Source organism: Pantoea sp. SGAir0215 (genome assembly GCF_043543215.1).
Window position 1 is genome coordinate 4,230,752 of the sequence record NZ_CP028031.1, and the last position, 24,394, is coordinate 4,255,145.

Consider the following 24,394-nt stretch of genomic DNA (forward strand, 5'->3'; position numbering starts at 1 on the left):
CTTAACCGGGTCGCTGTCTCTCCACTACGCGGTCATCACCTTTCGAGCTTATTACAGCGATATCTGGAGAGATCTATGTTTTCCCTTATGCGTTTACTTCGCGGCAAAAACGCGCGGAGCGCCTCGGATGATCAGAATAATATCCAGGCCATCCAGGCCTGTAGCGGCTGGATTGAATTCACGCCCGAGGGCATTATTCTCACGGCTAACCCGGCCTTCCTTGCCGTAACGGGTTACCAGCTCAGTGAGATCACCGGTCAGCACCATCGGCTGTTCTGTAAGCCTGATTTTGTGCGCTCCCGTGAATATGCCCTGTTTTGGGAAACCCTGGCCTCAGGCCAGTCCTTCAGCGGCATTTTCGAACGCTACCGCAAAGACAACAGCCTGCTCTACTTAAGCGCTAACTATTTCCCCGTGAAAGATAAACACGGCACGGTCAAAAAAATTATCAAAATCGCTAACGACATTACCGATCGGCATGAAGAACTCACGCATAAAGAAGCGATTATTACGGCGCTGAACAACACCATGGCCATGATTGAATTTACGCCACAGGGCGAGGTCATTAATGCCAATAAAAACTTCCTTACGCTGATGGAGTACGATCTGGCCGCTATTCAGGGCAAACATCACCGTCTGTTCTGTTTTGACGCGTTCTATAAAGAAAACCCGGACTTCTGGCACAGAATTCAACAGGGGCGCGCGTTCACCGGGCGCTTCGAACGGATAACAGCATCAGGAAAACGCGTCTGGCTTGAGGCCAACTACAACCCGGTGAAAGATGCCTCAGGACACGTTTATAAAGTGATTAAGCTGGCGTCGGATATTACCGAACGTGTCGTCACGGCGCAGGACGTGGCGGATATCGCCATGACCACGTCTGAAAAAACGTCACATATCACCGTGAATGCCAATGATGTTCTCAGTCAGACGGTGCGTAACGCCGAATCGATGGCTTCGCAGGTCGCTGCGGCAGCGGGAATCAGCGACAAACTGAATTACTCAGCCAAAGACATCAAAGAGATTGTCTCAACCATCCATAACATTGCCGGACAAACCAATATCCTGGCGCTCAATGCTGCGATTGAAGCCGCACGGGCAGGCGAAGCAGGACGCGGTTTTGCCGTGGTAGCAGAAGAAGTCAGACGTCTTGCTGCTTCTACCTCACAGGCGACGCAGAAAATCAGCAAGGTGGTCGAAGAAAATGCCAGCCTGATTGGCGATATGCACCAGCAACTCGACGGCATTAACAGCTTTCTTACCACAGAAAACGACAAAATCACGCATCTGTCCGACAACATTCAGGAAATTTTCAGCGGCGTGAACGAATTCGTGACGGTGATTCATCGACTGAAGGTCTGAGGGCACAGGCAGCATTGATGCGATTCACGGCACTGCATACGGTTTTATTGTCAGGGTTACGCCCCACACACGGGCGCGTCATTGTTTGGCGCGTCAGCCTTTTCTGCTGCCGCCAGCCTGTCGACGCCGCCGTGTGGTGATGCAGCTCACGGGTATCACAGCGGCGGCATGCCTGCCTGACAGAAAATCCGGCTCATCGCCATCGCAGGCGCGTTCTCGGGTGTGCATGAAAACGCCTGGCGACGCCATTGCCATCGGCTTCGCTCTCGCTGATTCGCGCTTTCCTGTCATAAAAACGTCCCTACACTGCAACCAGCCCTAAACACTTTATGTTGACTGTATAACCCCTCCTGATGTCTTCTTTTACCTCGTTTGACAAACTCTGGTTAACAATCTTATCCGGGCTGTAGCGGTTGCCGCTGACATCTGCCCGGAAAAGCCCCCGCTCATCCTGCTTTTTTATCTGCCGTCCTGTCTGGCAGCGGGAAGCAATCCGCCACATGGCTGCTGTTTTTCTGCTTTCGCCATCTTTTTACTGTTACAGGCAGTCTGTCAGAAGACGTAGCTCGTTATCTGTGTGCACTGACAGCCACTGTGATAAGTATCAATTTTTTTAATACATTTCTAAATATGAACCGGCCTGTGCCGATAAGTTAAATGACCCGGGCCGGACGCTTTACTTTCCATCAGACAGCAAACTCTCCGCCACGAGGCCCGACGCTTTACGCCCCTTTAACTGAATCAGATGGAGAGAAGTATGTTAGCCCTGACACGTTTTATGCCTGGTAAAGCTTCACTGGGGTTAGCGGACGACCAGACCAATACACAGGCGATCAAAGCCAACATCGGCTGGATTGAATTTACGCCCGACGGTCGCATCATTACGGCAAACACGCCTTTCCTCGAACTGACAGGCTACACGCTAAATGAGATCGCCGGTCAGCACCATCGCCTGTTCTGCGATGATGAATTTGTGCACTCCAGCGACTATACGCACTTTTGGCAAACACTCGGCTCAGGTCACTCGTTCAGCGGTATCTTTGAGCGGTTTCGCAAAAATCACAGCCGGCTGTATTTGAGCGCCACCTATTTCCCTGTGAAAGATCGCCACGGTGCGGTGAAAAAAATCATAAAAATTGCCAACGACATTACGCATAAACATGAAGCGTTAAAGCATAAAGAAGCCATCATTACCGCCTTGAATAACTCCATGGCCATGATTGAGTTTACACCGCAGGGTGAGGTCATTGACGCCAATAACAATTTTCTGAAATTAATGGGCTATCAGCTTGAGGCCATTCAAGGTAAACATCATCGCATATTTTGCTTTGATGAATTTTATAAGGAGCAGCCTGATTTTTGGCAAAAGATTCAGCAGGGGCGTGCTTTCACAGGGCGTTTTGAACGTGTGACAGCGTCTGGAAAACGCGTCTGGCTGGAGGCCAGCTATAACCCTGTCAAAGATGCCTCCGGGCATGTTTATAAGGTTATTAAACTGGCGTCTGATATCACCGACCGCGTAGAGAATGCCAAACGGATCGCTGACATTGCCGTTACAACGTCGGAAGAGACGTCGCAAATCACCTTTAATGCCAATGATGTCCTGGGTGAGACCATCCGCAATGCGGAATCCATGTCGTTACAGGTGGGTGCGGCAGCAGACATTGGCGACAGACTCAATCATTCTTCCATGGACATAAAAGAAATTGTTTCGACGATCAACACCATCGCCGGACAAACCAATATTCTGGCGTTAAACGCGGCGATTGAGGCCGCGCGGGCAGGCGAAGCGGGACGTGGGTTTGCCGTGGTGGCCGAGGAAGTCCGGCGACTGGCGGCTTCGACGTCGCAGGCGACGCTTAAAATCACGAAAGTTGTGGAAGAAAATACCGCGCTCATTGAAAACATGTCCCGGCAGCTTGATGAAATCAGACGCTTTCTTACGACTGAAAACGATAAGATCAGCAACCTCTCGCGCAGTTTCCAGGAGATCAATCGCGGGGTGAACGAATTCGTGACGGTCATCCACCGGCTCAATGTATAAGCATGAAAACGTCATGCCAGCGGCGTAACGCTGGCTTTTTCTTTCTCAGACGAGCAGAAAAAAGCGCGCAGATGAACAAGCCACGACGACGCTGCATCGGGCGTTATGAAGCGTGCTGTAAGCGCCATTGCGGCCCGCTTAGTCATAACAGATATTCCTCTTTCGCTCGTTGTACGTCTTCAGTCATTTTTTAGTCACAGATCTTCACTAAGCTCCCCGGTTGAGAAGCGCCCTGAGCGGCTCACCGTGCAGGATGACGTCGGGTTCTTTGTTTCTGCGCATGCGCGTTATTGTCCCCTTATCACAGCCCCTCTGCCTGTTAAGCCCGGTCAGGCATGAGAACAGCTTCTCAGGAATACATCACGCGCAGATACGGGTGGCGTTGCGCGGGGAAACGGTCCCGTTACCGACCTTGTCGGAACCGGCTAAATGCAGAGGTTATTCGATGACAACACGGAGAAGGCTGTTGAAAGGTACGATTGCCACCCTGGGCGGTCTGGCCGCTTCCCTCGCCATCGGTGCGGAACACCGCCCCAACGACGTGGGTCGTAAGTTTGACGCAGATGGCCGGGTTCTTCCCTTTAAAGGAAACACGATTATCTGCCATCTGCCGCAGCAAGGTGACGGCTCAGAACCCTTTGATGCCCTGCTTGATGTCTATCGTGAATTACCCGGCGAAAGCTGGTCAAGGAAGGTTACCGCACTGCCGCCCTCCAGTTATCACATGACTGTTTTCGGCGGAGCCAACGACAAGGCAAGACGCTATCCCTTATGGCCTGCCGGGCTGCCGCTGGACATGCCCATGGACGAGTGCGACCGGATTCTGGCTGAACGCCTGCGGACATATAAACTGGGTGAGGATGCCTCGCCTTACCGCATGCGCGTCAATCCGGAGGCGCCGTCTGCGCGTGAAACCCCGTTAACGCTGCGCCTGCTAACGGCGGATGCGGAGACAGAGACGCGGTTGCGCCGTTTACGCAATCGGCTGTCCGAGGTCACCGGCATTCGCGAACCAGACCACGATCGCTACCAGTTTCATATCACGCTGGGATATCAGGTTGCGCCGTTGACCGACGACGAAGACGCCGCCTGGCGACGTTCACTGGCGAACTGGAAAACGATGATCGCGCAGCGCGCGCCAGTTATTACGCTCGGTAATCCCGAGTACTGCCTGCTGAATGATATGTTTGCCTTCAAGCGACAGTTTTATCTGACCTGATCCGCCTCACTGTGCAGCGCGACGCCTCTGCTTCGCGCCTTTGTTTTGATTCCTGACTTTACGCGCCAGCCACGGTTTACCGGTGGTGGCTGAAACGTTTACAGCTTTCGCGTTTATGCCGATAAAAAGATGACATAACAGCATTAATAAGCATTTTAAATGTGAGCAACATCCCACTAACACGCTTAATCCTGCCTGATTTTCCAGCAGGTGAGAGAAATCACGTTTCCGCGTAGCCCAAATCAGTAAATTCCTCTCACTAATGAAAAAACGATTCAGCCAGAGAGGTAAACGATGAAGATGAAACTCGCACTGACGGTGCTGGCCGTAATGATTTCGGGTTCGGTATCTGCAAAAACCTGGGTGCTGACGAGTGCTGAACAAGGCACCGACAAAGGAAACTGGCAGATAAACAGCAGCGAGCTGAACATTCAGGGCAAACCGTTCAGCATTGAGCAGAAAGTGTTGCATGGCGGCAAGCAGGAAGGCAGTAAGCTTCTGGTCATCCGCAGTCAGGATGGCCTGACTATTACGCTTATTCCGACACGCGGTATGAACCTGCTCCGCGTAGAGGGATTCGGCACCCGCCTGGGCTGGGATTCGCCCGTTAAAGAGGTGGTAAACCCGGCGTTCATCAATCTTGAAAGCCGCAATGGCCTGGGCTGGCTGGAAGGATTCAACGAAATGATGGTGCGTTGTGGCTACGAATGGACCGGCCATCCGGTGAACGACAAAGGCCGTATCTACACGCTGCATGGCAAAGCCGGAAACACGCCGGTCTCGCAGCTTGAAGTCGAGGTGGCGGATGCGGCTCCGCATGAAATCCGTATTCGCGGTTTGATCAAAGAGAGTACGTTTAAGAAAGCCGATCTGCAGACGTGGACGGAATTGCGTTATGTGCCGGGCAGCAATCAGTTCAGCCTGCACGACGTGCTGACCAACCATTCCGATTATCCGCACGATTACGAGATCATCTATCACAGCAACTTCAGTACGCCCATTCTGGAGGAAGGTGCCCGCTTTATGGCCCCGATGTCGGGCATCAGCCCGTTCAATGACTATGCCAAAGCGGGGCTGAAAAACTGGCAGACCTATCAAGGCCCAACCAAAGACTTCGATGAAATGGTGTTTAACATCAAACCGCTGTCCGACAAGAATCATCAGACGGTCGCCGCCGTGGTTAATAAAGCGGGCAACAAAGGCGCGTCCATTCAGTTTGATACTCAGCAGTTGCCGCTGCTGACCTTGTGGAAAAATACCGACACGCTTAAACAAGGCTATGTCACCGGGATTGAGCCCGGCACCAACTATGCCTATCCGGTCACGATTGAACGGGAGCAGAAGCGCGTGAAACGGCTGGCACCGGGCGCGAGTGCAACCTTTGATCTGACCTACACGCTGTTGCACAACAGCGATCAGGTAAATGCGGTAGAGAAGCGGATTCAGGCGATTCAGGGCGACACCAAAATCGAGGAAAATTCGACGCCGATCGCGAATGAATAAGCGCGGTTTACTGCCACAAAAGCGGTAAGGTTTCGCTGTTCATCACAGAGCCGGGGGCAACCCCGGCCAGTTGATATTAACGCGAACAGCGTGGACAGGTTTTTTATTGCGCCGCTGAACGCAATATGGCGTTACGCTGAAAACTGGCCGGGATTATCCAGCTCGTCCAGCTTCTTCTCCACCAGCCACTGAAACGTTTTACCATCCGGTTGTGAATAGAGCGTCTTTCTCACCGTTGACAGTGCAACCCACTTTTGGGCGATGGTCATTTTTCTGACCTCCGCCAGCGGCAGCCCCTGACTCTCGCTAATCACGCGGTTGACGGCCTGCTCCGCGCTGATATCAGTCCAGTTGTGGTTACGTTTCAGCGCCTCGCCGAACCACAGCAGACGAAAACTCTGGTGACGTTCGATAAGCCCTTTCATCGCACTGACGCGCTGCCAGAACGTTTTACTGAGGGTATCAATGACATCCTCAGGAAAGAAAGAATCCATGGTGGTTCTCCTTTGCAGATGAATGTTCAGGTCAGTATGTGCACTGTTTTCTGTTTTATCGGCAAACTTCCGACTGAGTGACAGTGACGTATGGCAGGAATGATAAGCGCGTCACAGGCTAAAAACGCGCGTTTTTACAGCCTTTTACGTCCTTTACACTACCTAACGAGTGATGTCATGGTGATCACGGCGCGGCGTAGCCCACTGGTGAGCGAGCGGTCAGCCATCGAAGGCTGCGCCATAACCTTCAGACGCTTCACATCATTTTCCTGCGGGTATTTCAGCAATTCACCTGGCGGTTTTATCAGAAACGACGCGCCTGCGGTGGCAGTCACCCGGTTGCAGTTTGTTTCCCTGGGAGGAACGCACATCCAAAAGCTGAACCGGCTTACCCTGTTCGTTATCAAGCAGGACAGAATAGGTTTCCCCTTGGTCAAACATATAACGCTCTCCCCATTGCCGCATCGCTACAACAATGGGGAAAACGGAACGCCCCTTTTCCGTCAGGACGTATTCCCTGTAGGCGCTGCCATCCGATGCTGGCAATATGTCGAACACGCCGATATCGACCAGATGTTTCAGACGTGAGGCCAGTATGTTTTTGGCAAGCCCCAGATTTTTTTGAAACTCGCTGAATCTCCGCACATCATCAAATGCCTCGCGGATAATCATCATGCACCAGCGCTCACCAATCGATTCCAGCGTCCGCGCAACGGGACATTCGCTGGTTCTGAGCGATTCCTGTTTTGCCATCGGTGTTCTCCCTGTCAGTCTGTCCACTGATGTAAGCTTAATTCCCACATTTAATAGTTGCAAAAAAAAACCACTCTTGTTACTTCTATAAGTAATCTAGTTTTAAAAAAAAACCAGAATAAAGGCATCTTATGGTAGATAAGGCAAGTACGTGCCGCGATGACGGGACTAAAACTGCATCGCCCGGTGTCACTGCGCTGAGTTCAGGAATGACGATACTATTTTCATTGACCTGTGCACTGGCGGTAGCCAATGTGTATTCTGCGCAACCGTTACTCCATTCGATGGCGACAAGCCTGAAAGTCTCACCCGCTATGATCGGCAGCGTTGTCACTGCCACACAGGCGGGCTATGCCATCGGCCTGCTGTTTCTGGTGCCGCTCGGGGACTGGATGAATCCTAAACGCATAGTGATGACGCAGTTGCTATTGTCCGTCGTGGCGTTAGTCGTGGCGGGGTTATCACGCAGTGTCACGATTCTGCTCTGCGCCGTGCTGATGATTGGCCTGATGGCCGTGGTGGTGCAGCTTATCGTGGCGTGGGCAGCGAGACTGGCGACGCCACAGAAACGAGGCCAGGCGATTGGCACCCTGACCAGCGGAATTGTTACAGGCATTCTGTTATCCCGTTTTATCTCAGGCGCCATTGCCGATATCGCCGGCTGGCGGGCCGTTTATCTCACCTCTGCCTGCCTGATGTTGCTGATTGCCTGTTTCGTCTGGAAAGTGATGCCATCGCCCCCGCCACTGCCCTGTAAGCCAAGTTACCTTTCCCTGCTGAAGTCGGTTTTTCGGTTGTTTATTACGGAACCTCAACTGCGAAAACGTGGAATGATTGCGCTGCTGATCTTCGCGGCTTTCAGCATGCTATGGACAACCATGGTAATGCCACTTACGGCACTTTCCCTGCCACATACCCAGACAGGGATGTTTGGCTTAGCCGGAATTGCTGGCGTGCTCGCGGCATCACGCGCGGGCAAGTGGGCTGACAGAGGATTTGCCCAACGCACAACAGGGTTAGCGCTGGCGCTATTGACGTTCTCATGGCTGCCCGTCGCGTATGTCGAAACCTCTTTGTGCTGGCTGGTGGCGGGCATCATCGCGCTGGACTTTGCGGTGCAGGCCGTTCATGTCACCAATCAGAGTCTCATCATTGCCGCCAGACCCGCAGCAGCAAGCCGTCTGGTCGGTGCTTACATGTGTTTTTATTCGGTGGGCAGCGCAGCAGGCGCCCTCATTGCAACGCAACTGTACGCCTACTGGGGATGGCAGGCCGTCTGCCTTGCCGGTGCCTCGGTCAGCGTGTGTGCTTTTCTTATCTGGTCAGGATCCCGTCAATCATGAAATATCCGCATCTTCTGCTCGCCATCCTGGTTACCGCAATCTGGGGTGTAAACTTTTCCGTCATTAAACTTGGCCTGCACACTATCGATCCCTTCACACTGGCAGCCATTCGCTTCACGCTGAGTGCCCTGCCTGCCCTGTTTTTCATCAAAAAGCCCGATGTGCCATGGTGTTACCTCATCGGTTATGGCCTGATTTTTGGCATCGGTCTGTGGGGGCTGGTCAATCTGGGAATCAAAACAGGCTTGTCTGCCGGGATAGCATCGCTTGTGCTGCAGTTCAGCGCTTTTTTTACCTTATTGCTGGGCAGCCTAATATTTCGGGAGCGCCTCAGTCGCTATCAAATCACCGGTTTTGTTATCGCCTGTGCGGGTTTACTAAGCATCGTGTTTGTCACGGATGGCTCGGTTACACTGAGTGGCATGTTGCTGGTCATGGCCGGTGCGCTTGCCTGGAGCATCGCTAACATCATTATTAAAAAGGCAGGCACAAAACAGGTATTCGCCTTTCTGGTATGGTCGAGCGCGTTTTCGCCACTACCGCTTTTTGGGCTGGACTGGCTGGTTAACGGCAGCAACGGCTTTACAGAGATGTTTAGCCACATGGACAACCGCGCGTTGCTGTCTGTTTTATTCCAGGTCTATCCCAATACCCTTTTCGGTTACTGGATATGGAATTCGTTACTCAAGCAGTATCCTGTTTCCACAGTAGCACCGCTTTCACTACTGGTGCCGGTCTTCGGGATTTTAGGTTCCATGATGATATTCGGCGAGCACATCTCACCGCAAAAAATGCTTGCTCTGCTGTTGATTATTATCGGGCTGACGGTGGGGTTATATGGTCAACGACTCGTCCAGCGTGTTCAGTTGCTGCCGCGCAAACGCTAAAAACATCTCCAGCGCGGCGCTGCGGGGCCGACCAGAAGGCACCTGCAGTTGCAGATTGCGCTGGCTCAGTTGATCGATGTCGACAGATCGCATCACCAGTCCATGCGCTTCGGCTTCCTGTAGCACGCTGAAGGCACTACAGATGGTCATGGCCAACGGCGTACGCAGCAGAAACTGGAATAAGGTAGAGAAATTATCGCAGGTCACCACCGGCTCAATCAGGTTGCCACTCATATGGCTCGCCAGCTCAAACAGCTGACGCACGGTGGTATTCTGCTGGGGCAGTGCCAGCGGATAGGGACTGATATCACGCAATGTCACCTGCGGCGCGCTGGCGAGTGGGTGGCTCTGATGCATCACTAACAACACCGGCGCAGGCCAGGAGCCGATAATTTCCACGCCCGTTTCGGCATGAAGACTGAACTGCAGCGCCAGGTCGCACTCGCCGCTGCGTATTCGTTCGGACACGCCCTGCGGGCTGGCGACATTAATGTCAAAGAGGATGCCGGGATTCGTCTCGCGAAAGTCGGCAATCATGCGCGGCAGCAACGTAAAGGCCAGCCCGTCGGTACAGGCCAGCCGAATCAGCGTGCGCCGCACGGCTTTCAGCCCTTTGATCTCGGCCAGCGCATAGTCCATATCCAGCATGTTCTTGCGCACATGGTGGGCAAAAATCTCCCCGGCTTCATTCAGCACCATCCCGCGAGCGTGACGTTCAAACAGCGGAACGCCCACCTGGGTCTCCAGCCGCTGAATCTGACGGCTGATAGCCGACACCGCAATAAACAACTGTTCGCTCGCCGCACTTAACGAGCCCGTATTCGCCACGGCGAGAAAATAGCGGATTTCATTACTGATCATGCGCGCCTCATGCTGGTGCATGCCTCGAAAACGGGCAGGTTAGCTTTGCCTTAAAAGCAAATCTTACTCGATAAATTGATAATTGTGGCAAAGCAGCGTTTCGGAAATGATGGGACAACATAATACGCATAAAAGATACGCAAACATGACAGCGCAAAACGCCATACAACAGGCCACCGCCTGGTTCGACAGTGGGGAATTTCAACGCATTCTGGCGCGTCGCGTGGCGCAGCGCACCGAGAGCCAGCGTCAGGATCGCGACGGCGAGTTGCATCACTATTTACACAATGAGATTGGGCCGCAGCTGCGCGCGCTGGGCTTTACTCTGCACTTTATTGAGAACACCGAAGCAGCCCATCGTCCCTTTCTGGTGGCGGTACGCATTGAAGATCCCGCTCTACCCACCCTGCTGAGCTATGGTCATGGCGATGTGGTGTTTGGCGATGACGAAAACTGGCGCGCAGGGTTAACGCCCTGGGAGCTTGTTGAAGAAGACGACCGCTGGTATGCCCGCGGCAGTGCGGATAACAAAGGTCAGCACTGCGTCAACCTGGCCGCGCTGGAACAGGTGTTTCAGGCGCGCGGCGGCAGGCTGGGTTTCAACTGCAAGCTGCTGTTCGAGATGGGCGAAGAGATCAGCTCGCCAGGTTTGGCACAGCTGTGCCAGCAGCACGGCGATCTGCTCAAAGCCGACCTGTTTATCGCCTCAGACGGTCCACGCCTGAACGCGGTGCAGCCGACCCTGTTCCTGGGCTCGCGCGGTGCCGTCAATTTCCGCCTTACCATCACGGCTCGCGACAACGCCTATCACTCCGGCAACTGGGGTGGCCTGTTGAGTAACCCCGGCACGCAACTGGCCAATGCCATTGCCTCGCTGGTGAATGCTCAGGGCGTGCTTCAGGTGGCGGCGCTGAAACCCAGTTCACTCACTCAGCAGGTACGCGATATTCTCCGTCAGATTCACGTCGGCGGCATGCCTGGCGATCCCGAGATTGACAGGGACTGGGGCGAACCGGCACTTACCCCCACAGAACGCCTGTATGGCTGGAACACGCTGGAGGTGCTGTCTTTTCTCACCGGCAATCCTGCCCGCCCCATGAACGCCATTCCGGGCGAGGCGACCGCGGTATGTCAGCTGCGGTTTGTGGTCGGCACCGACTGGGAAAATCTGGCGCAGCACGTCAGGAAACATCTTTCACAGCACGGCTTTGACAACGTGAACGTCGAGTTTATGCGCGGATCGCCTGCCACGCGGCTGGATCCCACCGATCCGTTAGTCGACTGGGTGCTGACCAGCATGGCCGAAACCAGCGACAAAACGCCGGCACTGCTGCCGAACCTGGGCGGTTCACTGCCTAATGAGGTGTTCTCCGACATTCTCGGCCTGCCCACGTTGTGGGTGCCGCACTCTTATCCCGCCTGCGGTCAGCACGGCGTGAACGAGCATATGCTGAAGTCGATTGCGCGCGAAGGCTTGCAGATCATGACCCGACTGCTGTGGGATTTGGGCGAACAAGGCCGCGAACTGGTCGCGAAGCATCGTCACCATGCCGGAGGTGCCGCATGAGCACACTTAATACCACCGCATCTCTGCAAGCGAATAAACCCAGCCTGCACAAAACCCTGTTTGCCACCTGCATCGGTAATGCGCTGGAGTGGTTTGATATTGCGGTTTACGGCTTCTTTGCCAGCTATATCGCCCATGCGTTTTTCCCGACCCGCGATCCGTCCGTGTCGATATTGCTTACGTTCGGCAGTTTCGGTGTGTCTTTCCTGATCCGGCCGCTGGGCGCGATTGTGCTGGGCAACTATGCTGACCGCCATGGTCGCAAAAAGGCGCTACTGCTCTCCATCAATCTGATGATGCTGGGCGGTGCCGTGATTACGTTTATGCCGGGTTACGACAGTATTGGGTTGATGGCCCCTGTACTTATCCTGCTGGCGCGGCTGGTTCAGGGTTTTTCTGCCGGCGGCGAATTTGGCAGCTCGACGGCGTTCCTGGTGGAGCATTTTCCCGAGCGCAAAGCCTTTATCGCCAGCTGGCAGTTTGCCACTCAGGGGGCCAGTACGCTGATGGCATCCGCGTTTGGTCTGGGATTAACGAAAATCCTGACGGAAAGCGAGATTCAGGACTGGGGCTGGCGCATTCCCTTTGCCTTTGGTCTGCTGATTGGCCCACTGGGAATTTATATCCGCCGCCATGTGCATGAACCTGCCAGCTTTGCCACACATCAACCTGATGTTGCCCCACTTAAACGCCTGTTTGGCCGCCAGAAAGAGCTGATGTTGCTGGCGATTGGCCTGATGGTCATCTCCACGGCGGTTAACTACATGCTCAACTATGTACCGACCTATGCCACGCGCAATCTGCACCTGCCCGGCTCTGTGGCCTTTACCGCGACGTTAATGGCGGGTGTGATCCTGACCGTGGTGACGCCGGTTATGGGTCTGTGGGCAGAACGCATCGGCCGGGTTCCGTTGATGTGGGGATCGCTGATTTTACTGATCGTCACCATCTATCCCGCCTTTAAGCTGGTCGTCAGTCACACCACGCCCATCACGCTTGTCGCGCTGGTCTGCTGGATGGCGTTGCTGAAATCGATCTACTTCTCAACCGTGCCGTCGGTCATGGCCGATCTGTTTCCGATGGGCACCCGCGCCAGCGGCATGGCGATCAGCTATAACATCGCAGTGACCGTATTTGGCGGATTTGCACCGCTGATCTGTTCGCTGTTAATCACGGCCACCGGCACCAGCCTGGCACCCGGCTATTACCTGATGGCCATGTCGGTGCTGAGCGGCCTGGCACTGCTGCGCAGCCAGAAGCGCGTGAAGTAGGAGAACAGGTGCACAGGGTTGTGCACCTGACGGATTTTACAAGGTGGCAGAAGTTTGGCTGTTAACGCTTCATTTGCTTCAATAACCCCAGCATCAGTCGGGCTGAGAAAGCTGACTGATTTTTCCTTTCTTTATACCTTGCTAAGAACCCCCCGATTGCTGTCAACAATATTCATCCCCACCCACTTTAGAATGTAACAGTCTTCATAACACCCGGTAATTGCTCAATGTGTGGTCTGCCACCCCGAAAACGGGACGGTAGAAAAGACGCATTAATACTGTAAACAAGATTAACTTACTCACATGAGGCATCATCTTTATGCCGTCTGGCAAGCTGACGATAATGAAAAATAACGACCCAGTCACGATAAAGAAGCTCTGTGAACCATCATATTCTGCTGCGTCCCAGCAGCAAGACTTACGGGGAACGTACTAACAATTAACCCGCACCGTTTTTATTCCAGTGATGGAACGGCAGAACAATAAGGATGCGTTCACCAATACGAGCAAAGGTTATTACAGCGTTATTAAGAACAGCCCATATCGGAAGTATTTTTTTAGCAGCATCAAAACTATCAGACCATGACTTTTCGCCTGGCCAGTGAGCCATCTTTCCTCCGCCTGAATATGCTGTTTGTCAGCGACCCGTTCGCCTTTTTCCTGTTGCGCGATTTGGCAGGGATCTGTGAATCATTTCAGATCGGCTTTAACTGTAAAATCTATCCCGTATTCTGTTTAACTCATCCCGGCTCTGTTAACCATTTTGATCTCGCTCAATGTTCTTACGCTTAATGTTGCCTACCCAGGCAGAAACCCGTTTTTTATTACGTGCAATCATGCAAACCTGCCATTATTCGGCCCTCCCTTGCTGAAGATGCAGTAGAAACACTGCGTAATTTACATTAAATACGGACAGACACACCATGCAGATCAAGTAGGTTTTACGTTAAAAATGAGGTGAATATGGATACGTTATATGACTATATTTTTGCGCCCGACATGGGTATTTACCCTGATACATCCGAAGATCTCTCTGAAAAACTCATTGCGCTATTAAATATCAGCACGCAACAGAAAAAAGGCATTTATTTCCCCGCAGGCGTCTACCTTTTCTCGCAGGATATCCAGCTCAAATCGTTTAACTCACTGAAAGGTGATGTTACCGGCACGGTATTTCGCGGTATCAACAACAAACGCGCCGTCATGTTTGGTGACGGTCAATATGGCAATACCGTCGCTAACCTGACAATAGAGAATATTATCTTTGAGAATGCGACGCTGTATTTTTACGGAAGAAAAACCGGCATTAATGTTAACTATAATGTTTTTATTAATACGGTGAGCGATACTAACGTGGCCCAGTTAACCTGCTCAACAAAGGCTTACCTGATTAAGGGCAATGTTTTTATGCGTGGCCGGGGTTATCCCGGCGTGGCGATAAATACCTATGGCAATTCGCCCGGCCTGATAATCGAGCAAAATTTTCTGGGTTCAATAACGGACATTTCTGTTGCTGAAGCGTGGATTGATGCAACCACAAAAGCGATGCTGCTGACGCTTATCGCATTACGCACACGGGGGATAATGACATTTGATGATGAGCAGGGACACTTTGTTGCCGGTTGGTACTCGACCAGCAATTTGAAAAAAGGGGTTTTCCGTAAAAATTTCTTTTCAGGTAGCACGACTCCCCGCTTGTATAATCCAGCCAGCGGTGAAAATGATATTGTCCGGGATCATGCTGTTTATATTAAAGCCTACGACCAGGTTGAAGTTGTTGAGAACTATTTTTCAGGCTGGCCTGCTGATGCGTCCGGTCAGTTGAAATTTCGTAATGCCCGAGGCCTCGTATTTGCCGGTAACTATCTAAAAAGTATCTCATTTGATGCACGTCCCTACGACGATTTAGCCGTTCAATGGCGCATCATGCAGGATACCTTTATATTCAATAATTATTTGAACGATGGAATGATTAGCTACTGGAGTAACATTTATGATACGCCAGAGAAACACATCACCGTTTCAAAGTATCTGGTGTTCTCTAATCTGTTTATTAATCGCAGCGAAGATTCTCAACTCATTGGCTCGCCTGGCCCTGGCGTCACCCTGTTCCCTGACGCTTTTCTTTGCGCGGAAAACCGCTTTGCCGACAGTGGAAAACGGGTGGTGGTGGCAGGCGTCATCGCAGAAATACCCCTGCCAGCGATCATCGACCTGTTACCTGACTATGCGTTGCCCTATCTGAATCTTCAGCCGATCATGCCAGCCGTGTAGCCTCTCGCTTCGCCCCGGTACCGGCCGGGGTTTATTATTAGCCTGGGCCAGGCTGGACAGCCTGATTTACGCAATTTGAATGGGGCAGCAGGCCGTAGCAGTAAACTGGATGTCAGTCCTTGCGTCTGGCAGGCGTCAGCGACGTGATCCCGTTAAGCTGATGATAACAGGCTTCCGGTAAAAAGAGGTCTTTCTGCTCTGCTACCGGACTGCATACTTTTCGGAGAAGCGCATGACAAAGGGAAGATCGAGGTGCTATCGCCGCTCAGTCAGCCTTTTTATGGGCAGATGCCGTAACAGGCTGGCAATCGACATACGCCTTGTCCCTCGCCACGAAGAGGCTGTTTTGCACGTTTAGCCGTCCCGATAACTACGGCCTTGCCCCCAAACGCAAAAACCCCCGCCGAAGCGAGGGTTTCAAATTTGTGGTGCCCGAACCCGGAATCGAACCAGGGACACGGGGATTTTCAATCCCCGTGTTTCTAAAACGCAGTGAAGTACGCATTTGCTTGCACTTGAATAACGCATAGTTATCAGGTGATTAAATGCATTCAAAAACTAAAGTCATACCCGTTGTTTCTACCAAAGGTGGAGAGGGTAAATCAACTCAAACCGCTAATCTTGGTGGATTTCTGGCTGATGCCGGCCTGAAGGTTCTCATCATTGATGGCGATCACGCCCAGCCAACGGCCAGCAGTATATTTCCTCTGACTTATGAAGCCCCTTGCGGATTGTATGAACTGCTTATGCAGAATGCAGACCTGTCAGTGGCTGATAACATCATCTCCCGCACCGCCATCGATAACCTTCATCTGATTGCATCGAACGATCCCCGTAATCTCCTCCCGACCCACATGCTTAATGTGCCCGATGGTCGTGTACGTCTGCGCAATGCGCTCTCAGCTCCTTTGTTTAAGTGCTATGACGTGATCCTGATTGATTCACAGGGTGCCAAATCCGTAATGCTAGAGCTGATTATACTGGCTTCGACGGGTGAAATGATTGGCATGGTCAAGCCTGTGCTGCCAGATGTCAGGGAGTTTTTACGCGGAACGGTCGCGCTGATGGAGGACCTGCGTTCCTACTCTGCATTCGGGATCAGACTGCCGGCTGTGCGCATGCTCGTTAACTGCATGAAATATACAGCTCTTGCAAAAACAACCTTTGAGCAGGCCGAAGCCATCATTAACAGCAGAGAGTACAGCGCTCATGCTGATGAAATAGCCATATCCATGCTGCAGACGCGTATTTACGATCTCACCGTCTATGAGCAGGGCCATGCCAGCGGACTCCCCGTTCACCGGCTTGAGAGCAAAACGTCCCGCGTCAGCGATTCAGCATTTGACTCTATGCACAAGCTTGCGAGTGAACTGTTCCCCGAGTTCAAAGAGCGTTTTGACTCCTTTGCTGTCAGCGGAGGGTGTCATGTCTGATAACCGCCGAAATATTCCGGGCCTCTATGCACTGGACGCGGAACAGAGCGTCATTGGCGGCCTGATGCTGGACAATGAGTGCTGGGATGAGGTTGTCATGCGTCTTGGGCCTGATGATTTCTTTCATAAGGCTCACCGGGAAATATTCAATGCCATGTCGAATCTTGTGGCGGCAGGCAGGCCGATTGACCTGCTAACGCTTACCGAAAGTATTGAAAGCCGGGGCAAGAACCTGCTTGAGCAACTTGGCGGTTTTGCCTATCTGGCTGAGCTCGCCAAAAACACCCCCAGTGTGGCTAACATCACGCACTATTGCGACATCGTGGCCCGCTACAGTCGCGGGCGCCAGCTGGCAGCCATCGGTAGTGAGATACATGCGTCAGCCACCGCGCCGGGCGCTGACATCGCGGCCGCGATGGAAACGGCCGAGCGGAAAATCACGCAGCTTGCAGAGCGGGCCGAACCACAGCAGGGCGTGACCATCGTTGACGGGCTGGAAAAGCTGGCGGCCGAACTTGAACGACGCTGTCAGACTCCTGACGGCATCACGGGCACGCCAACAGGGTTTGACGACCTGGATGCTTTCACAAGCGGACTTCAGCCGGGTGACCTTGTTCTCGTCGCGGCACGCCCCTCCATGGGAAAAACTGCACTCCTAATTAATATCATCATGAATTCTCTTATGAAAAACGTGGCCTCAAACAGCCAGTTTTACAGCCTGGAGCAGCCTGAAGAGCAAATTCTGATGCGTGTGGTTTCGTCGCTTGGCAATGTTGACCTGACCCGTATGAAAAGCGGAATGATGGACGAAGAGGACTGGGCCCGCGTCTCGAATGTTTTTAAGTTACTCACAGAGGATATTAAAGAGCGTCTGCTCATTGATGACACCAGTGATCTGACGCCAGCCATGCTTCGCGTTCGTGCGCGACGTAATGCCCGCCGCTACGGTAAACCTGACATCATTGGTCTCGACTACCTTCAGCTCATGCGCTGTCCGGATCAGGAAAACCGCACCCAGGAAATCGCAGAGATATCTCGTTCGCTGAAGGCGCTGGCCAAAGAGATGGGCTGTCCTGTGGTGGCACTTTCTCAGCTCAATCGTGCACTGGAAAGCCGGGCCGATAAGAGGCCCAACAATGGTGACCTGCGTGACTCGGGTGCCCTTGAGCAGGATGCTGACGTCATCATCTTTGTTTATCGCGATGAGGTTTACAACGCAAACTCCCCGGATAAAGGCCTGGCTGAGCTCATCATCGGCAAGCAGCGTCAGGGCCCAACCGGCACCTTGCGCCTACGCTTTGAGGGCCGCTACACCCGCTTTGAAAATCTGCAGGCCGCCACGGGGAGATTCGCATGAATAACATACGTAACCTCGATTTGGGAAAAGCTATGCTGCAGAGGGGAAAAAGCCCCGTTAAACAGACTGAAACGCCTGCTGCTGTTCCGCTGCCGGTCAGCGAAATGGCGATGGTGCTGACGCTGGATCAGCTCCGTCCCAATCCTGACAATCCGCGTAAAAGTAAAAATTCTCGTTATGACGAAATCAAGGCGTCAGTGCTTGCAGGCGGGCTTAATACGGTTCCTAAAGTCACACGCGATCCGGACGGAGAGGACGTTTACATCTTCAGTGACGGCGGAAACACTCGCTACCAAATCCTCAGTGAGCTCTGGCAGGAAACAGGTGATGAGCGTTTTTACCGTATTCTGACCGTCTTTAAACCCTGGCCGGGCCGTCTCAAATGCCTTGTTGGCCACCTTGCCGAGAATGAAGTCAGAGGAGACCTCACATATATAGATAAAGCATTTGGCGTTCACAATGCCCGTTGCATACAGGAGGAAATTCTGGGCCGTACGGTGACATTACGGGAGCTATCTGAACTGCTGAACAGGGAGGGACTTCCGGTTGATAACTCGACTATCAGTAGAATGGAAGACACCATAAAGTACCTGTGGCCTTGCCTGCCTACATTACTCAACAGCGGCTTCCCCCGACTGCAAGTACTGTCTTTACTCCGTATACGCTCTCAGGCCTGTAAAGTCTGGGCGCAGTATGTTCATGAGACAGCTCCCTCCATCACTTTTGATGAGGTCTTCTCAGCCAGTTGCCACCCCTTTGATCACACTGACAGTTATGCTTTTGAGACCTTCAGGGATGAGTTTATCGGGCAACTGGTGAAGGCTCTGCCACATCCCAGCCTCAACTATGATCGTTGGCTGATAGAGCTCGACCCTAAGGAGCAGAAGCGCCGTGAACAGTTTGGTGAGCCGCCAGCCATGCCGCCGCTGACGCTCAGTCAATCGCTGGAACGTCCCGGAGGGAAGTCTGCGCCTGTTACCGTTTTGCCGGATGACCCGACCTCCGTCACTCCCGTCACCGGCCTGCGCGCAGGCACTCTTGTCGGTTCAACCCGCCCCGAACCTGCCACTGAGCCAGCAGGCAACATTGTATTGCCTGAGAGTCACGGCATTAGCACCGGCAGTCTTCCGCGCAGTGAAATCCAAAATGACCTGTTTGGTGGCCGTCCCGTTGTTACTGGTGATGGCGTAAACACAAACAGTGTGCACGGCCCTGATCTGGTTTCTTCAAGCAGCCATTCTCTTGTTTCTGCGTTCAGAAAGCATGACGACACTGTGTCGGTTTCTGCCGGGTCCGTGAGCTTTGCAGAAACCGGTCTTGAGCCCGTCAGCGACATCTGGCTGATTCCGGCTATGCAGGATGATGTTGAGCATCTCCAGGACATGGCCTATCGGCTGGTCTATGAAATTGCCGAAGGTATGGGCTGTGTAAGCGACATCAGTGAGGACAAAAGCCCTGAGTCTGCCGGTTTTTCCGTATCAGGCGGCAGCAGAGAATTCAGCCTTTTCCTCTCAGGCCTGTCCGGACGCCTGCCAAATCAGCAGTGCAACATGTTCATGTTCTGTCTGAATTTCTTTGGCTCACAGGAACCAGCTGACACGCCGGTATTTGACGACGTCATGGTGGTCAAAATGATGCGCCTTATCCGCATCATCCGCCGCCTGCGTGAGCTGCAGCGCCTTGCCGCAAGAGGGGGAGAAAATGTCTGATGATTTGAACGACGAGATGGCACAGGCCAGTACGGCTTTATTTATTCAGCGTGGAATTGACGCCGTTCGGTCCCAGCTCCGTTCTGACAGGCCGTCAAACGAATTCTGTGACTGCTGCGGTGCTGCCATTCCTCTTGCCCGTCAGCGTGCAATGCCGGGGGCGGAACTCTGCGCCGACTGTCAGTACGTAGAGGAGAAAAAGAGCCGCCACATGGCGGGCGGTAACAGGAGGGCTCATCATGGCAGATAAGTCAAAACTCACCCGGCGTATCCGTCGCTTGATGGCGCTTGGGACGCATAACAGCAACGATCATGAAGCCGCCCGGGCGGTTGCGCTGGCTCAGCGGCTTATGCGCCGTCACGGCCTGACTGACGATCAAATTACGCTGAGTGAGATAGGTGAATCGGTCTGCGAACAACTGACCAGTAACGCTGAGAAAGTGCCCGCCTGGATGCACTCGCTGGCAATAGTGGTATGCATGGCTACAGGCTGCCGGTGCTGGTTCGGCTGGTACGGTTACGTGAGCACGGGTGGGTTGCGCCTGGTACGTCGCTCACTCCACTTCTACGGCTTCGGGGAACGTCCCGAGCTGGCCGTCTATATCTATACCGTGCTGCAGCGCAAAGTGCGGGCGGCAACTGATGCGCACATGTCGACTTACCGCAGGCAGCGCATTAAGAAGAGTACGCTTCGCGGTCGCGCCGACCAGTTCCGTGAAGGATGGGTCTCCGGCGTGTGGCAGGTTCTGCAGTCTTTTAGTACGCCTGACAGTGAGAATCAGGTGCTACAGCGCTGGCTTGCGCAGCGGCATTCGGGGCAGACGTTATCGGATGTTGTAACGCGTCAGGCGAAAAACTGTCGCGGTGATTTGCTGGCAAGGAACGCCGGATGGTTCGCAGGCCGTCAGGCCGAACTCAGTCACGGCCTGGCAGGGGCGCAGGCTAATAAGCAGCTTACGGCGGGAGACACACGCAATGATTAACACACTCTTGTTGGGGGCCTGCCTGTCAGGCTGGCTTTTTGATGCAATACAGTTGACCAGCCAGGTCTGCCCGGGAGGTGGTCTGTGAACCAGCAAAACCTTCCCGGCGCGACAGCCAGTATTCTGAACTCACTGCTTATGGACATCAAATGCGGGAATATCCGCCGCTGCGAATCGATGGGCCTGTCAGTTGAGGAAATTCGCGTGCTCAGCGGCCTCAGCCTCGACGAACTACATTACATTGGTCAGTCGAAGGTGTCCGTCCTGGACGTCAAATTAAACCACGAGAACTTCTGGCTGATACTCAATCAGGCCCGCAACGAGCAGGCCCGTATGCTGATGATCGACCGCGCCCTTGAGCTCGGCGGCTCTATGGAGCTGATGGACAAATACTTTGGCATGTCACCTTCTGATGTGAGCAGCCGTCGCCGGCTGATGGGCATCGAGAGCCGCCAGGGCCGGACGCAGTCTCTGACCGAGGAGCAGGATGCGCTTCTATGGAACGAGTGGAAAAACGCCGGTCTTGAGTCGCCTGAATCACACAAAGCGCTGGAGGCGATGATGCTGGCGGCAGAGCTTCACGGTCTGTCGCTGACCGCCGTATGGACAAAGGTCTGCCAGTGGTGCCGGGAGGCATTGCATACTTCCTCTGTACCTGCGCTGCGCAAGGGGGCTTGATGCGGTTAAGCGACTTCACCAGGCGTCAGCAGGTCTCCCCGTCAGTACGACGCCGCGCTCAGCAGCTGTTCCTGGCGGTCTGCAGCGGTAAAAAGGTGTTCCGGCGGCTGGCCCGCAACGGCTACCTCAAGATAGACGTCGGCCCCTGCTGGCGAATTCTCAGCAAGGACGGGGGCCGGCAGTGGTGGCTGATGGATCATGAGACGTACAACCGTGAAATACGCCGGTAACGGACGACCAGCGAAGACCAGACAGTGCCGGGTTTATCCCGGCACTGTGCTGTCTCAGGCAAAGAAGGGGAACAAAAAATGAACATACCCGCCGACAGCATCGTGGCGCATACCCTGTCCCGTATGGAAAAAAACCTTGAGCGCAGGGCAGTGAGCGGCGACGCCGGTCAGGAACGAAGCGGCCTGCTGTTTATGGGCAACGTCCACGACGCGTTTCCCCGCCGTTTATTTCTCGACACGCGCCTGTCGCCGCTCGATAAAACTGCCTGGGTGATGATACGCCTTTATGCACAGCAGAATGAGGGCGCAGTATTTCCGACCTATGATGAACTGCAGGCACAGCTTGCCTCAGCACACTCAGACAAAGCCTCGCGTGAAACCGTGAGCCGCACGCTACTGATGCTGCGTCTCACGGGATGGATAAGCCTGTGTAAAAAGGTCCGTGACGAGGGCGGCCGGGTACGTGGCAACATCTATGCTCAGCACGATGAGCCGCTGGGCTACCGTGATGCAGAGACCTTCGACCCGGGCTGGCTGACGCTGGTTGAGCAGAGCTGCCAGAGTAAGAACAAATCCGTGCGCATGACGGCGCTGGCCATTGTTAACGACATTCTTCAGGACAGCGGCATGCGCCACCGCCACAGCCGCCTTGCGCTGGTTGAAAGTCGCCTGAATGCGCCCTCGACGCCGCTGGACATGGTGCGGAAAAGCGGTGCGGCACGGCCGGGTTCGAAAAACGAACTCAGTCAGAAAGCTGCTGAAAAATCCCCTTTAACACTGAGTTCGGAATCCGAACTCAGTCATGCGGAGGGTCGAAAATCACCGAGTACGGAATCCGAACTAAGTACAAAATCAGTCACTTACAACAGAGTTCGAAATTCGAACCATAACGTACGTTCTTTCACACAAAGTGTGATTAAAACAACGTACGTCCCTGACGCGCCGGTTCTGCCTGACAGTTTTCTCTCCGTGTTGAGCACCGAAGACCGCCAGATGGTGAGTCAGCAGTTCGGTGCGCTGCCGATGCCGGTGGCAAACGCCCTAAGTGGCCTGCTGCAGGTACAGTTGCGTAAAGGCCGCCTTGCGAATCCTGCCGGCTGGATGTTCACCATGCTGAAACGCGCCCGACAGGGCGAATTCAGGCTGTCTGATTCCCCGGGCACACCCGCAGCCCAGAGTGGATCGCAGCCTGTTAACAGTGCCTCAAACAGGTCAGCACTGATTACCGCCTCGTCTGTCAATCCTGCGGTGTTGCCTGAGAATAGGGCATCAGCTGAACAGGTTATTGCTGCCATTGCCGCTATCAGGCAGCAGTTCAAGTAAGTGATTAAGGGTGGGTGCCAGTACAGGAGTCAGATTTGTAGCCATCAACGGCAAGGAGCCCTGACCTTAAACTGTAATTTTCATAGTGAAATGCTGATACCACAAACGATAGTTGGTTAAAAAATATACTTGCTGCCACTGGCAGCAAGATTAATAAATGAGCAATCCAATCTATTTAAGCCGATTACTCATTCAATGGAATACTGAAATCTAATGTAAAAGCGATTAAAAAGTAACCTTGCTGCCAGTGGCAGCAAGGCTAAAAAATGAGCAAAATAAATTGCGATTAGCTGATTATTAGTTTCACATTGTTGTAAAACCTTAGATTTCAGGAAGATGTCGACTCATCTTAACTGACGGCAGGTGTCGACAATGGCTGATAAAACGGACAAGCGGACAGGTGCTTTACAGTCCGAAATGACGATAGCGCTTCATACTAATTATGCAATTGGGCTCTGGCAGGGACGTAAGCCAGAAAAGAATGAATCTGATAAGCCCGGGCGGCACGGGATTATCGGTATGCCTCAGTTTTTTCAAAGAGCGGGCCAGATAAATCAGGATTCGCTCAGGAATAACCCCTGGGCAGATCAGGCGATGTTCCAGCTTGAAGAGAAAATAAGGTCTGCTTCTGAAGCCATGACTTCTCTGCTGGAACAGATAGATAAAGACATGAGTATGCTGCCTAAGGGTGTGTCGGTCAGCGACGTGGAATCAGCTGAGCCACTCGACATTAATGTCTTTACCAGGACCCCTCTGGGTTATCGCTGTGTATTCCTGCTCATGGGATTCGATCAGTTTGCCAAAAAGGTTTTGCAGGCGTCACATTATGGTCTGATAACACGTTCCAAAAGAGACCAGTACTTGAGCGAAGGTGGCCGCCTTTTACGACAGATTTACGGTACGGTACTTTCATACCGTCATGTTGACGCCACTCGTATCGATGCCGCTGAAGATAATGAAACCTGGCGAAAAGCCTGCGAAGCAGCTGGTGAACCCGACCGGGCCGTTCTGCTCGGTGACAAACGCTCGGCGTTCTCCCCGCCAGTTAATGAAGCCAGCGTGAACTTTCTGCGCCTGCGCTATAAAGCTGGCCAGTAAGCGGG

At 53.2% G+C, this 24,394-nt stretch carries 22 protein-coding genes; 18 read left to right on the top strand and 4 right to left on the bottom strand.

What is annotated here, in order from left to right:
- Window positions 1–75: 75 nt before the first annotated feature.
- The 4 genes from C1N64_RS19755 to C1N64_RS19770 all read left to right on the top strand — a co-directional run bounded on the left by C1N64_RS19755 (window position 76) and on the right by C1N64_RS19770 (window position 6,128).
- A complete protein-coding gene (locus tag C1N64_RS19755) occupies window positions 76–1,362 on the top strand; it encodes a methyl-accepting chemotaxis protein (protein WP_367143656.1) in 1,287 nt (428 codons plus the stop codon).
- 757 nt (window positions 1,363–2,119) lie between these two features.
- Window positions 2,120–3,406, top strand: coding sequence for a methyl-accepting chemotaxis protein (locus tag C1N64_RS19760; protein WP_006118256.1), 1,287 nt, complete (start codon window positions 2,120–2,122; stop codon window positions 3,404–3,406).
- A gap of 466 nt (window positions 3,407–3,872) precedes the next feature.
- Window positions 3,873–4,625, top strand: coding sequence for a DUF1868 domain-containing protein (locus C1N64_RS19765; protein ID WP_394515114.1), 753 nt, complete (start codon window positions 3,873–3,875; stop codon window positions 4,623–4,625).
- A gap of 294 nt (window positions 4,626–4,919) precedes the next feature.
- Window positions 4,920–6,128, top strand: coding sequence for an aldose 1-epimerase family protein (locus C1N64_RS19770; protein WP_367143654.1), 1,209 nt, complete (start codon window positions 4,920–4,922; stop codon window positions 6,126–6,128).
- Between the two features lie 131 nt (window positions 6,129–6,259).
- On the opposite strand, the gene C1N64_RS19775 is transcribed toward C1N64_RS19770, so the two are convergent.
- Entirely contained in the window at window positions 6,260–6,622 is a 363-nt protein-coding gene (locus C1N64_RS19775; protein ID WP_006118252.1) for a hypothetical protein, read from the bottom strand.
- Window positions 6,623–6,910: 288 nt separating this feature from the next.
- Complete coding sequence (locus C1N64_RS19780) at window positions 6,911–7,375, bottom strand: winged helix-turn-helix transcriptional regulator (RefSeq protein ID WP_164482554.1); 465 nt, start codon at window positions 7,373–7,375, stop codon at window positions 6,911–6,913.
- A gap of 209 nt (window positions 7,376–7,584) precedes the next feature.
- Between C1N64_RS19780 and C1N64_RS19785 the strand changes: the two genes are divergently transcribed.
- Together C1N64_RS19785 and C1N64_RS19790 are read left to right on the top strand one after the other, a co-directional pair.
- Entirely contained in the window at window positions 7,585–8,718 is a 1,134-nt protein-coding gene (locus C1N64_RS19785) for an MFS transporter (protein WP_164482555.1), read from the top strand.
- Window positions 8,715–9,605, top strand: a complete 891-nt coding sequence (locus C1N64_RS19790) for an EamA family transporter (protein ID WP_164482556.1) — start codon at window positions 8,715–8,717, stop codon at window positions 9,603–9,605. The genes C1N64_RS19785 and C1N64_RS19790 overlap by 4 nt, the downstream gene beginning before the upstream one ends.
- On the opposite strand, the gene C1N64_RS19795 is transcribed toward C1N64_RS19790, so the two are convergent.
- Window positions 9,552–10,466 (bottom strand): LysR family transcriptional regulator, encoded by a 915-nt coding sequence (locus C1N64_RS19795; protein ID WP_164482557.1) that lies wholly within the window; start codon window positions 10,464–10,466, stop codon window positions 9,552–9,554. The two genes, C1N64_RS19790 and C1N64_RS19795, sit on opposite strands and share 54 nt — an antisense overlap.
- Before the next feature lie 145 nt (window positions 10,467–10,611).
- Here C1N64_RS19795 and C1N64_RS19800 point away from each other — a divergent pair, with 145 nt between their 5' ends.
- Both C1N64_RS19800 and C1N64_RS19805 read left to right on the top strand, forming a co-directional pair.
- A complete protein-coding gene (locus C1N64_RS19800) occupies window positions 10,612–12,033 on the top strand; it encodes a M20 family metallopeptidase (protein WP_367143653.1) in 1,422 nt (473 codons plus the stop codon).
- Complete coding sequence (locus C1N64_RS19805; protein ID WP_325992149.1) at window positions 12,030–13,304, top strand: MFS transporter; 1,275 nt, start codon at window positions 12,030–12,032, stop codon at window positions 13,302–13,304. Before C1N64_RS19800 ends, C1N64_RS19805 begins: the two co-directional genes overlap by 4 nt.
- Window positions 13,305–13,743: 439 nt before the next feature.
- Here C1N64_RS19805 and C1N64_RS19810 read toward each other — a convergent pair whose 3' ends face one another.
- Window positions 13,744–13,914 carry a hypothetical protein gene (locus C1N64_RS19810; protein ID WP_166649060.1) on the bottom strand — a complete coding sequence of 57 codons (171 nt, stop codon included), beginning with the start codon at window positions 13,912–13,914 and terminating at the stop codon, window positions 13,744–13,746.
- 389 nt (window positions 13,915–14,303) lie between these two features.
- Here C1N64_RS19810 and C1N64_RS19815 point away from each other — a divergent pair, with 389 nt between their 5' ends.
- The 10 genes from C1N64_RS19815 to C1N64_RS19860 all read left to right on the top strand — a co-directional run bounded on the left by C1N64_RS19815 (window position 14,304) and on the right by C1N64_RS19860 (window position 24,389).
- Complete coding sequence (locus tag C1N64_RS19815; RefSeq protein WP_394515519.1) at window positions 14,304–15,578, top strand: glycosyl hydrolase family 28-related protein; 1,275 nt, start codon at window positions 14,304–14,306, stop codon at window positions 15,576–15,578.
- Window positions 15,579–16,123: 545 nt separating this feature from the next.
- Complete coding sequence (locus C1N64_RS19820; protein WP_394515115.1) at window positions 16,124–17,011, top strand: ParA family protein; 888 nt, start codon at window positions 16,124–16,126, stop codon at window positions 17,009–17,011.
- The gene (gene dnaB-PI / locus C1N64_RS19825; protein ID WP_394515116.1) at window positions 17,004–18,368 is read left to right on the top strand and encodes an SPI-7-type island replicative DNA helicase; all 1,365 of its coding nucleotides are present in this window, start codon (window positions 17,004–17,006) and stop codon (window positions 18,366–18,368) included. Before C1N64_RS19820 ends, dnaB-PI begins: the two co-directional genes overlap by 8 nt.
- Window positions 18,365–20,077 carry a ParB family protein gene (locus C1N64_RS19830; RefSeq protein ID WP_394515117.1) on the top strand — a complete coding sequence of 571 codons (1,713 nt, stop codon included), beginning with the start codon at window positions 18,365–18,367 and terminating at the stop codon, window positions 20,075–20,077. Before dnaB-PI ends, C1N64_RS19830 begins: the two co-directional genes overlap by 4 nt.
- A complete protein-coding gene (locus C1N64_RS19835) occupies window positions 20,070–20,327 on the top strand; it encodes a TraR/DksA C4-type zinc finger protein (RefSeq protein ID WP_162285963.1) in 258 nt (85 codons plus the stop codon). Before C1N64_RS19830 ends, C1N64_RS19835 begins: the two co-directional genes overlap by 8 nt.
- Complete coding sequence (locus tag C1N64_RS19840) at window positions 20,317–21,060, top strand: DUF2786 domain-containing protein (RefSeq protein ID WP_394515118.1); 744 nt, start codon at window positions 20,317–20,319, stop codon at window positions 21,058–21,060. Before C1N64_RS19835 ends, C1N64_RS19840 begins: the two co-directional genes overlap by 11 nt.
- A gap of 84 nt (window positions 21,061–21,144) precedes the next feature.
- Entirely contained in the window at window positions 21,145–21,738 is a 594-nt protein-coding gene (locus C1N64_RS19845) for a DUF2857 domain-containing protein (RefSeq protein WP_029569406.1), read from the top strand.
- Entirely contained in the window at window positions 21,738–21,968 is a 231-nt protein-coding gene (locus C1N64_RS19850) for a ParE family toxin-like protein (protein WP_029569407.1), read from the top strand. Before C1N64_RS19845 ends, C1N64_RS19850 begins: the two co-directional genes overlap by 1 nt.
- A gap of 78 nt (window positions 21,969–22,046) precedes the next feature.
- Window positions 22,047–23,291, top strand: a complete 1,245-nt coding sequence (locus C1N64_RS19855; RefSeq protein ID WP_162285961.1) for an STY4528 family pathogenicity island replication protein — start codon at window positions 22,047–22,049, stop codon at window positions 23,289–23,291.
- A 372-nt stretch (window positions 23,292–23,663) separates the two neighbouring features.
- The gene (locus C1N64_RS19860) at window positions 23,664–24,389 is read left to right on the top strand and encodes a PFL_4669 family integrating conjugative element protein (RefSeq protein WP_394515119.1); all 726 of its coding nucleotides are present in this window, start codon (window positions 23,664–23,666) and stop codon (window positions 24,387–24,389) included.
- Window positions 24,390–24,394 lie beyond the last annotated feature (5 nt).

Excerpts from the sequence above, each read along its gene's own strand:
- C1N64_RS19755 (WP_367143656.1), top strand. The coding sequence starts at position 76 with ATGTTTTCCCTTATGCGTTTACTTCGCGGCAAAAACGCGCGGAGCGCC.
- C1N64_RS19760 (WP_006118256.1), top strand. The coding sequence starts at position 2,120 with ATGTTAGCCCTGACACGTTTTATGCCTGGTAAAGCTTCACTGGGGTTA.
- C1N64_RS19770 (WP_367143654.1), top strand. The coding sequence starts at position 4,920 with ATGAAGATGAAACTCGCACTGACGGTGCTGGCCGTAATGATTTCGGGT.
- C1N64_RS19775 (WP_006118252.1), bottom strand. The coding sequence starts at position 6,622 with ATGGATTCTTTCTTTCCTGAGGATGTCATTGATACCCTCAGTAAAACG.
- C1N64_RS19780 (WP_164482554.1), bottom strand. The coding sequence starts at position 7,375 with ATGGCAAAACAGGAATCGCTCAGAACCAGCGAATGTCCCGTTGCGCGG.
- C1N64_RS19785 (WP_164482555.1), top strand. The coding sequence starts at position 7,585 with ATGACGATACTATTTTCATTGACCTGTGCACTGGCGGTAGCCAATGTG.
- C1N64_RS19790 (WP_164482556.1), top strand. The coding sequence starts at position 8,715 with ATGAAATATCCGCATCTTCTGCTCGCCATCCTGGTTACCGCAATCTGG.
- C1N64_RS19795 (WP_164482557.1), bottom strand. The coding sequence starts at position 10,466 with ATGATCAGTAATGAAATCCGCTATTTTCTCGCCGTGGCGAATACGGGC.
- C1N64_RS19800 (WP_367143653.1), top strand. The coding sequence starts at position 10,612 with ATGACAGCGCAAAACGCCATACAACAGGCCACCGCCTGGTTCGACAGT.
- C1N64_RS19805 (WP_325992149.1), top strand. The coding sequence starts at position 12,030 with ATGAGCACACTTAATACCACCGCATCTCTGCAAGCGAATAAACCCAGC.
- C1N64_RS19810 (WP_166649060.1), bottom strand. The coding sequence starts at position 13,914 with ATGGCTCACTGGCCAGGCGAAAAGTCATGGTCTGATAGTTTTGATGCT.
- C1N64_RS19815 (WP_394515519.1), top strand. The coding sequence starts at position 14,304 with ATGGGTATTTACCCTGATACATCCGAAGATCTCTCTGAAAAACTCATT.
- C1N64_RS19820 (WP_394515115.1), top strand. The coding sequence starts at position 16,124 with ATGCATTCAAAAACTAAAGTCATACCCGTTGTTTCTACCAAAGGTGGA.
- dnaB-PI (WP_394515116.1), top strand. The coding sequence starts at position 17,004 with ATGTCTGATAACCGCCGAAATATTCCGGGCCTCTATGCACTGGACGCG.
- C1N64_RS19830 (WP_394515117.1), top strand. The coding sequence starts at position 18,365 with ATGAATAACATACGTAACCTCGATTTGGGAAAAGCTATGCTGCAGAGG.
- C1N64_RS19835 (WP_162285963.1), top strand. The coding sequence starts at position 20,070 with ATGTCTGATGATTTGAACGACGAGATGGCACAGGCCAGTACGGCTTTA.
- C1N64_RS19840 (WP_394515118.1), top strand. The coding sequence starts at position 20,317 with ATGGCAGATAAGTCAAAACTCACCCGGCGTATCCGTCGCTTGATGGCG.
- C1N64_RS19850 (WP_029569407.1), top strand. The coding sequence starts at position 21,738 with ATGCGGTTAAGCGACTTCACCAGGCGTCAGCAGGTCTCCCCGTCAGTA.
- C1N64_RS19855 (WP_162285961.1), top strand. The coding sequence starts at position 22,047 with ATGAACATACCCGCCGACAGCATCGTGGCGCATACCCTGTCCCGTATG.
- C1N64_RS19860 (WP_394515119.1), top strand. The coding sequence starts at position 23,664 with ATGGCTGATAAAACGGACAAGCGGACAGGTGCTTTACAGTCCGAAATG.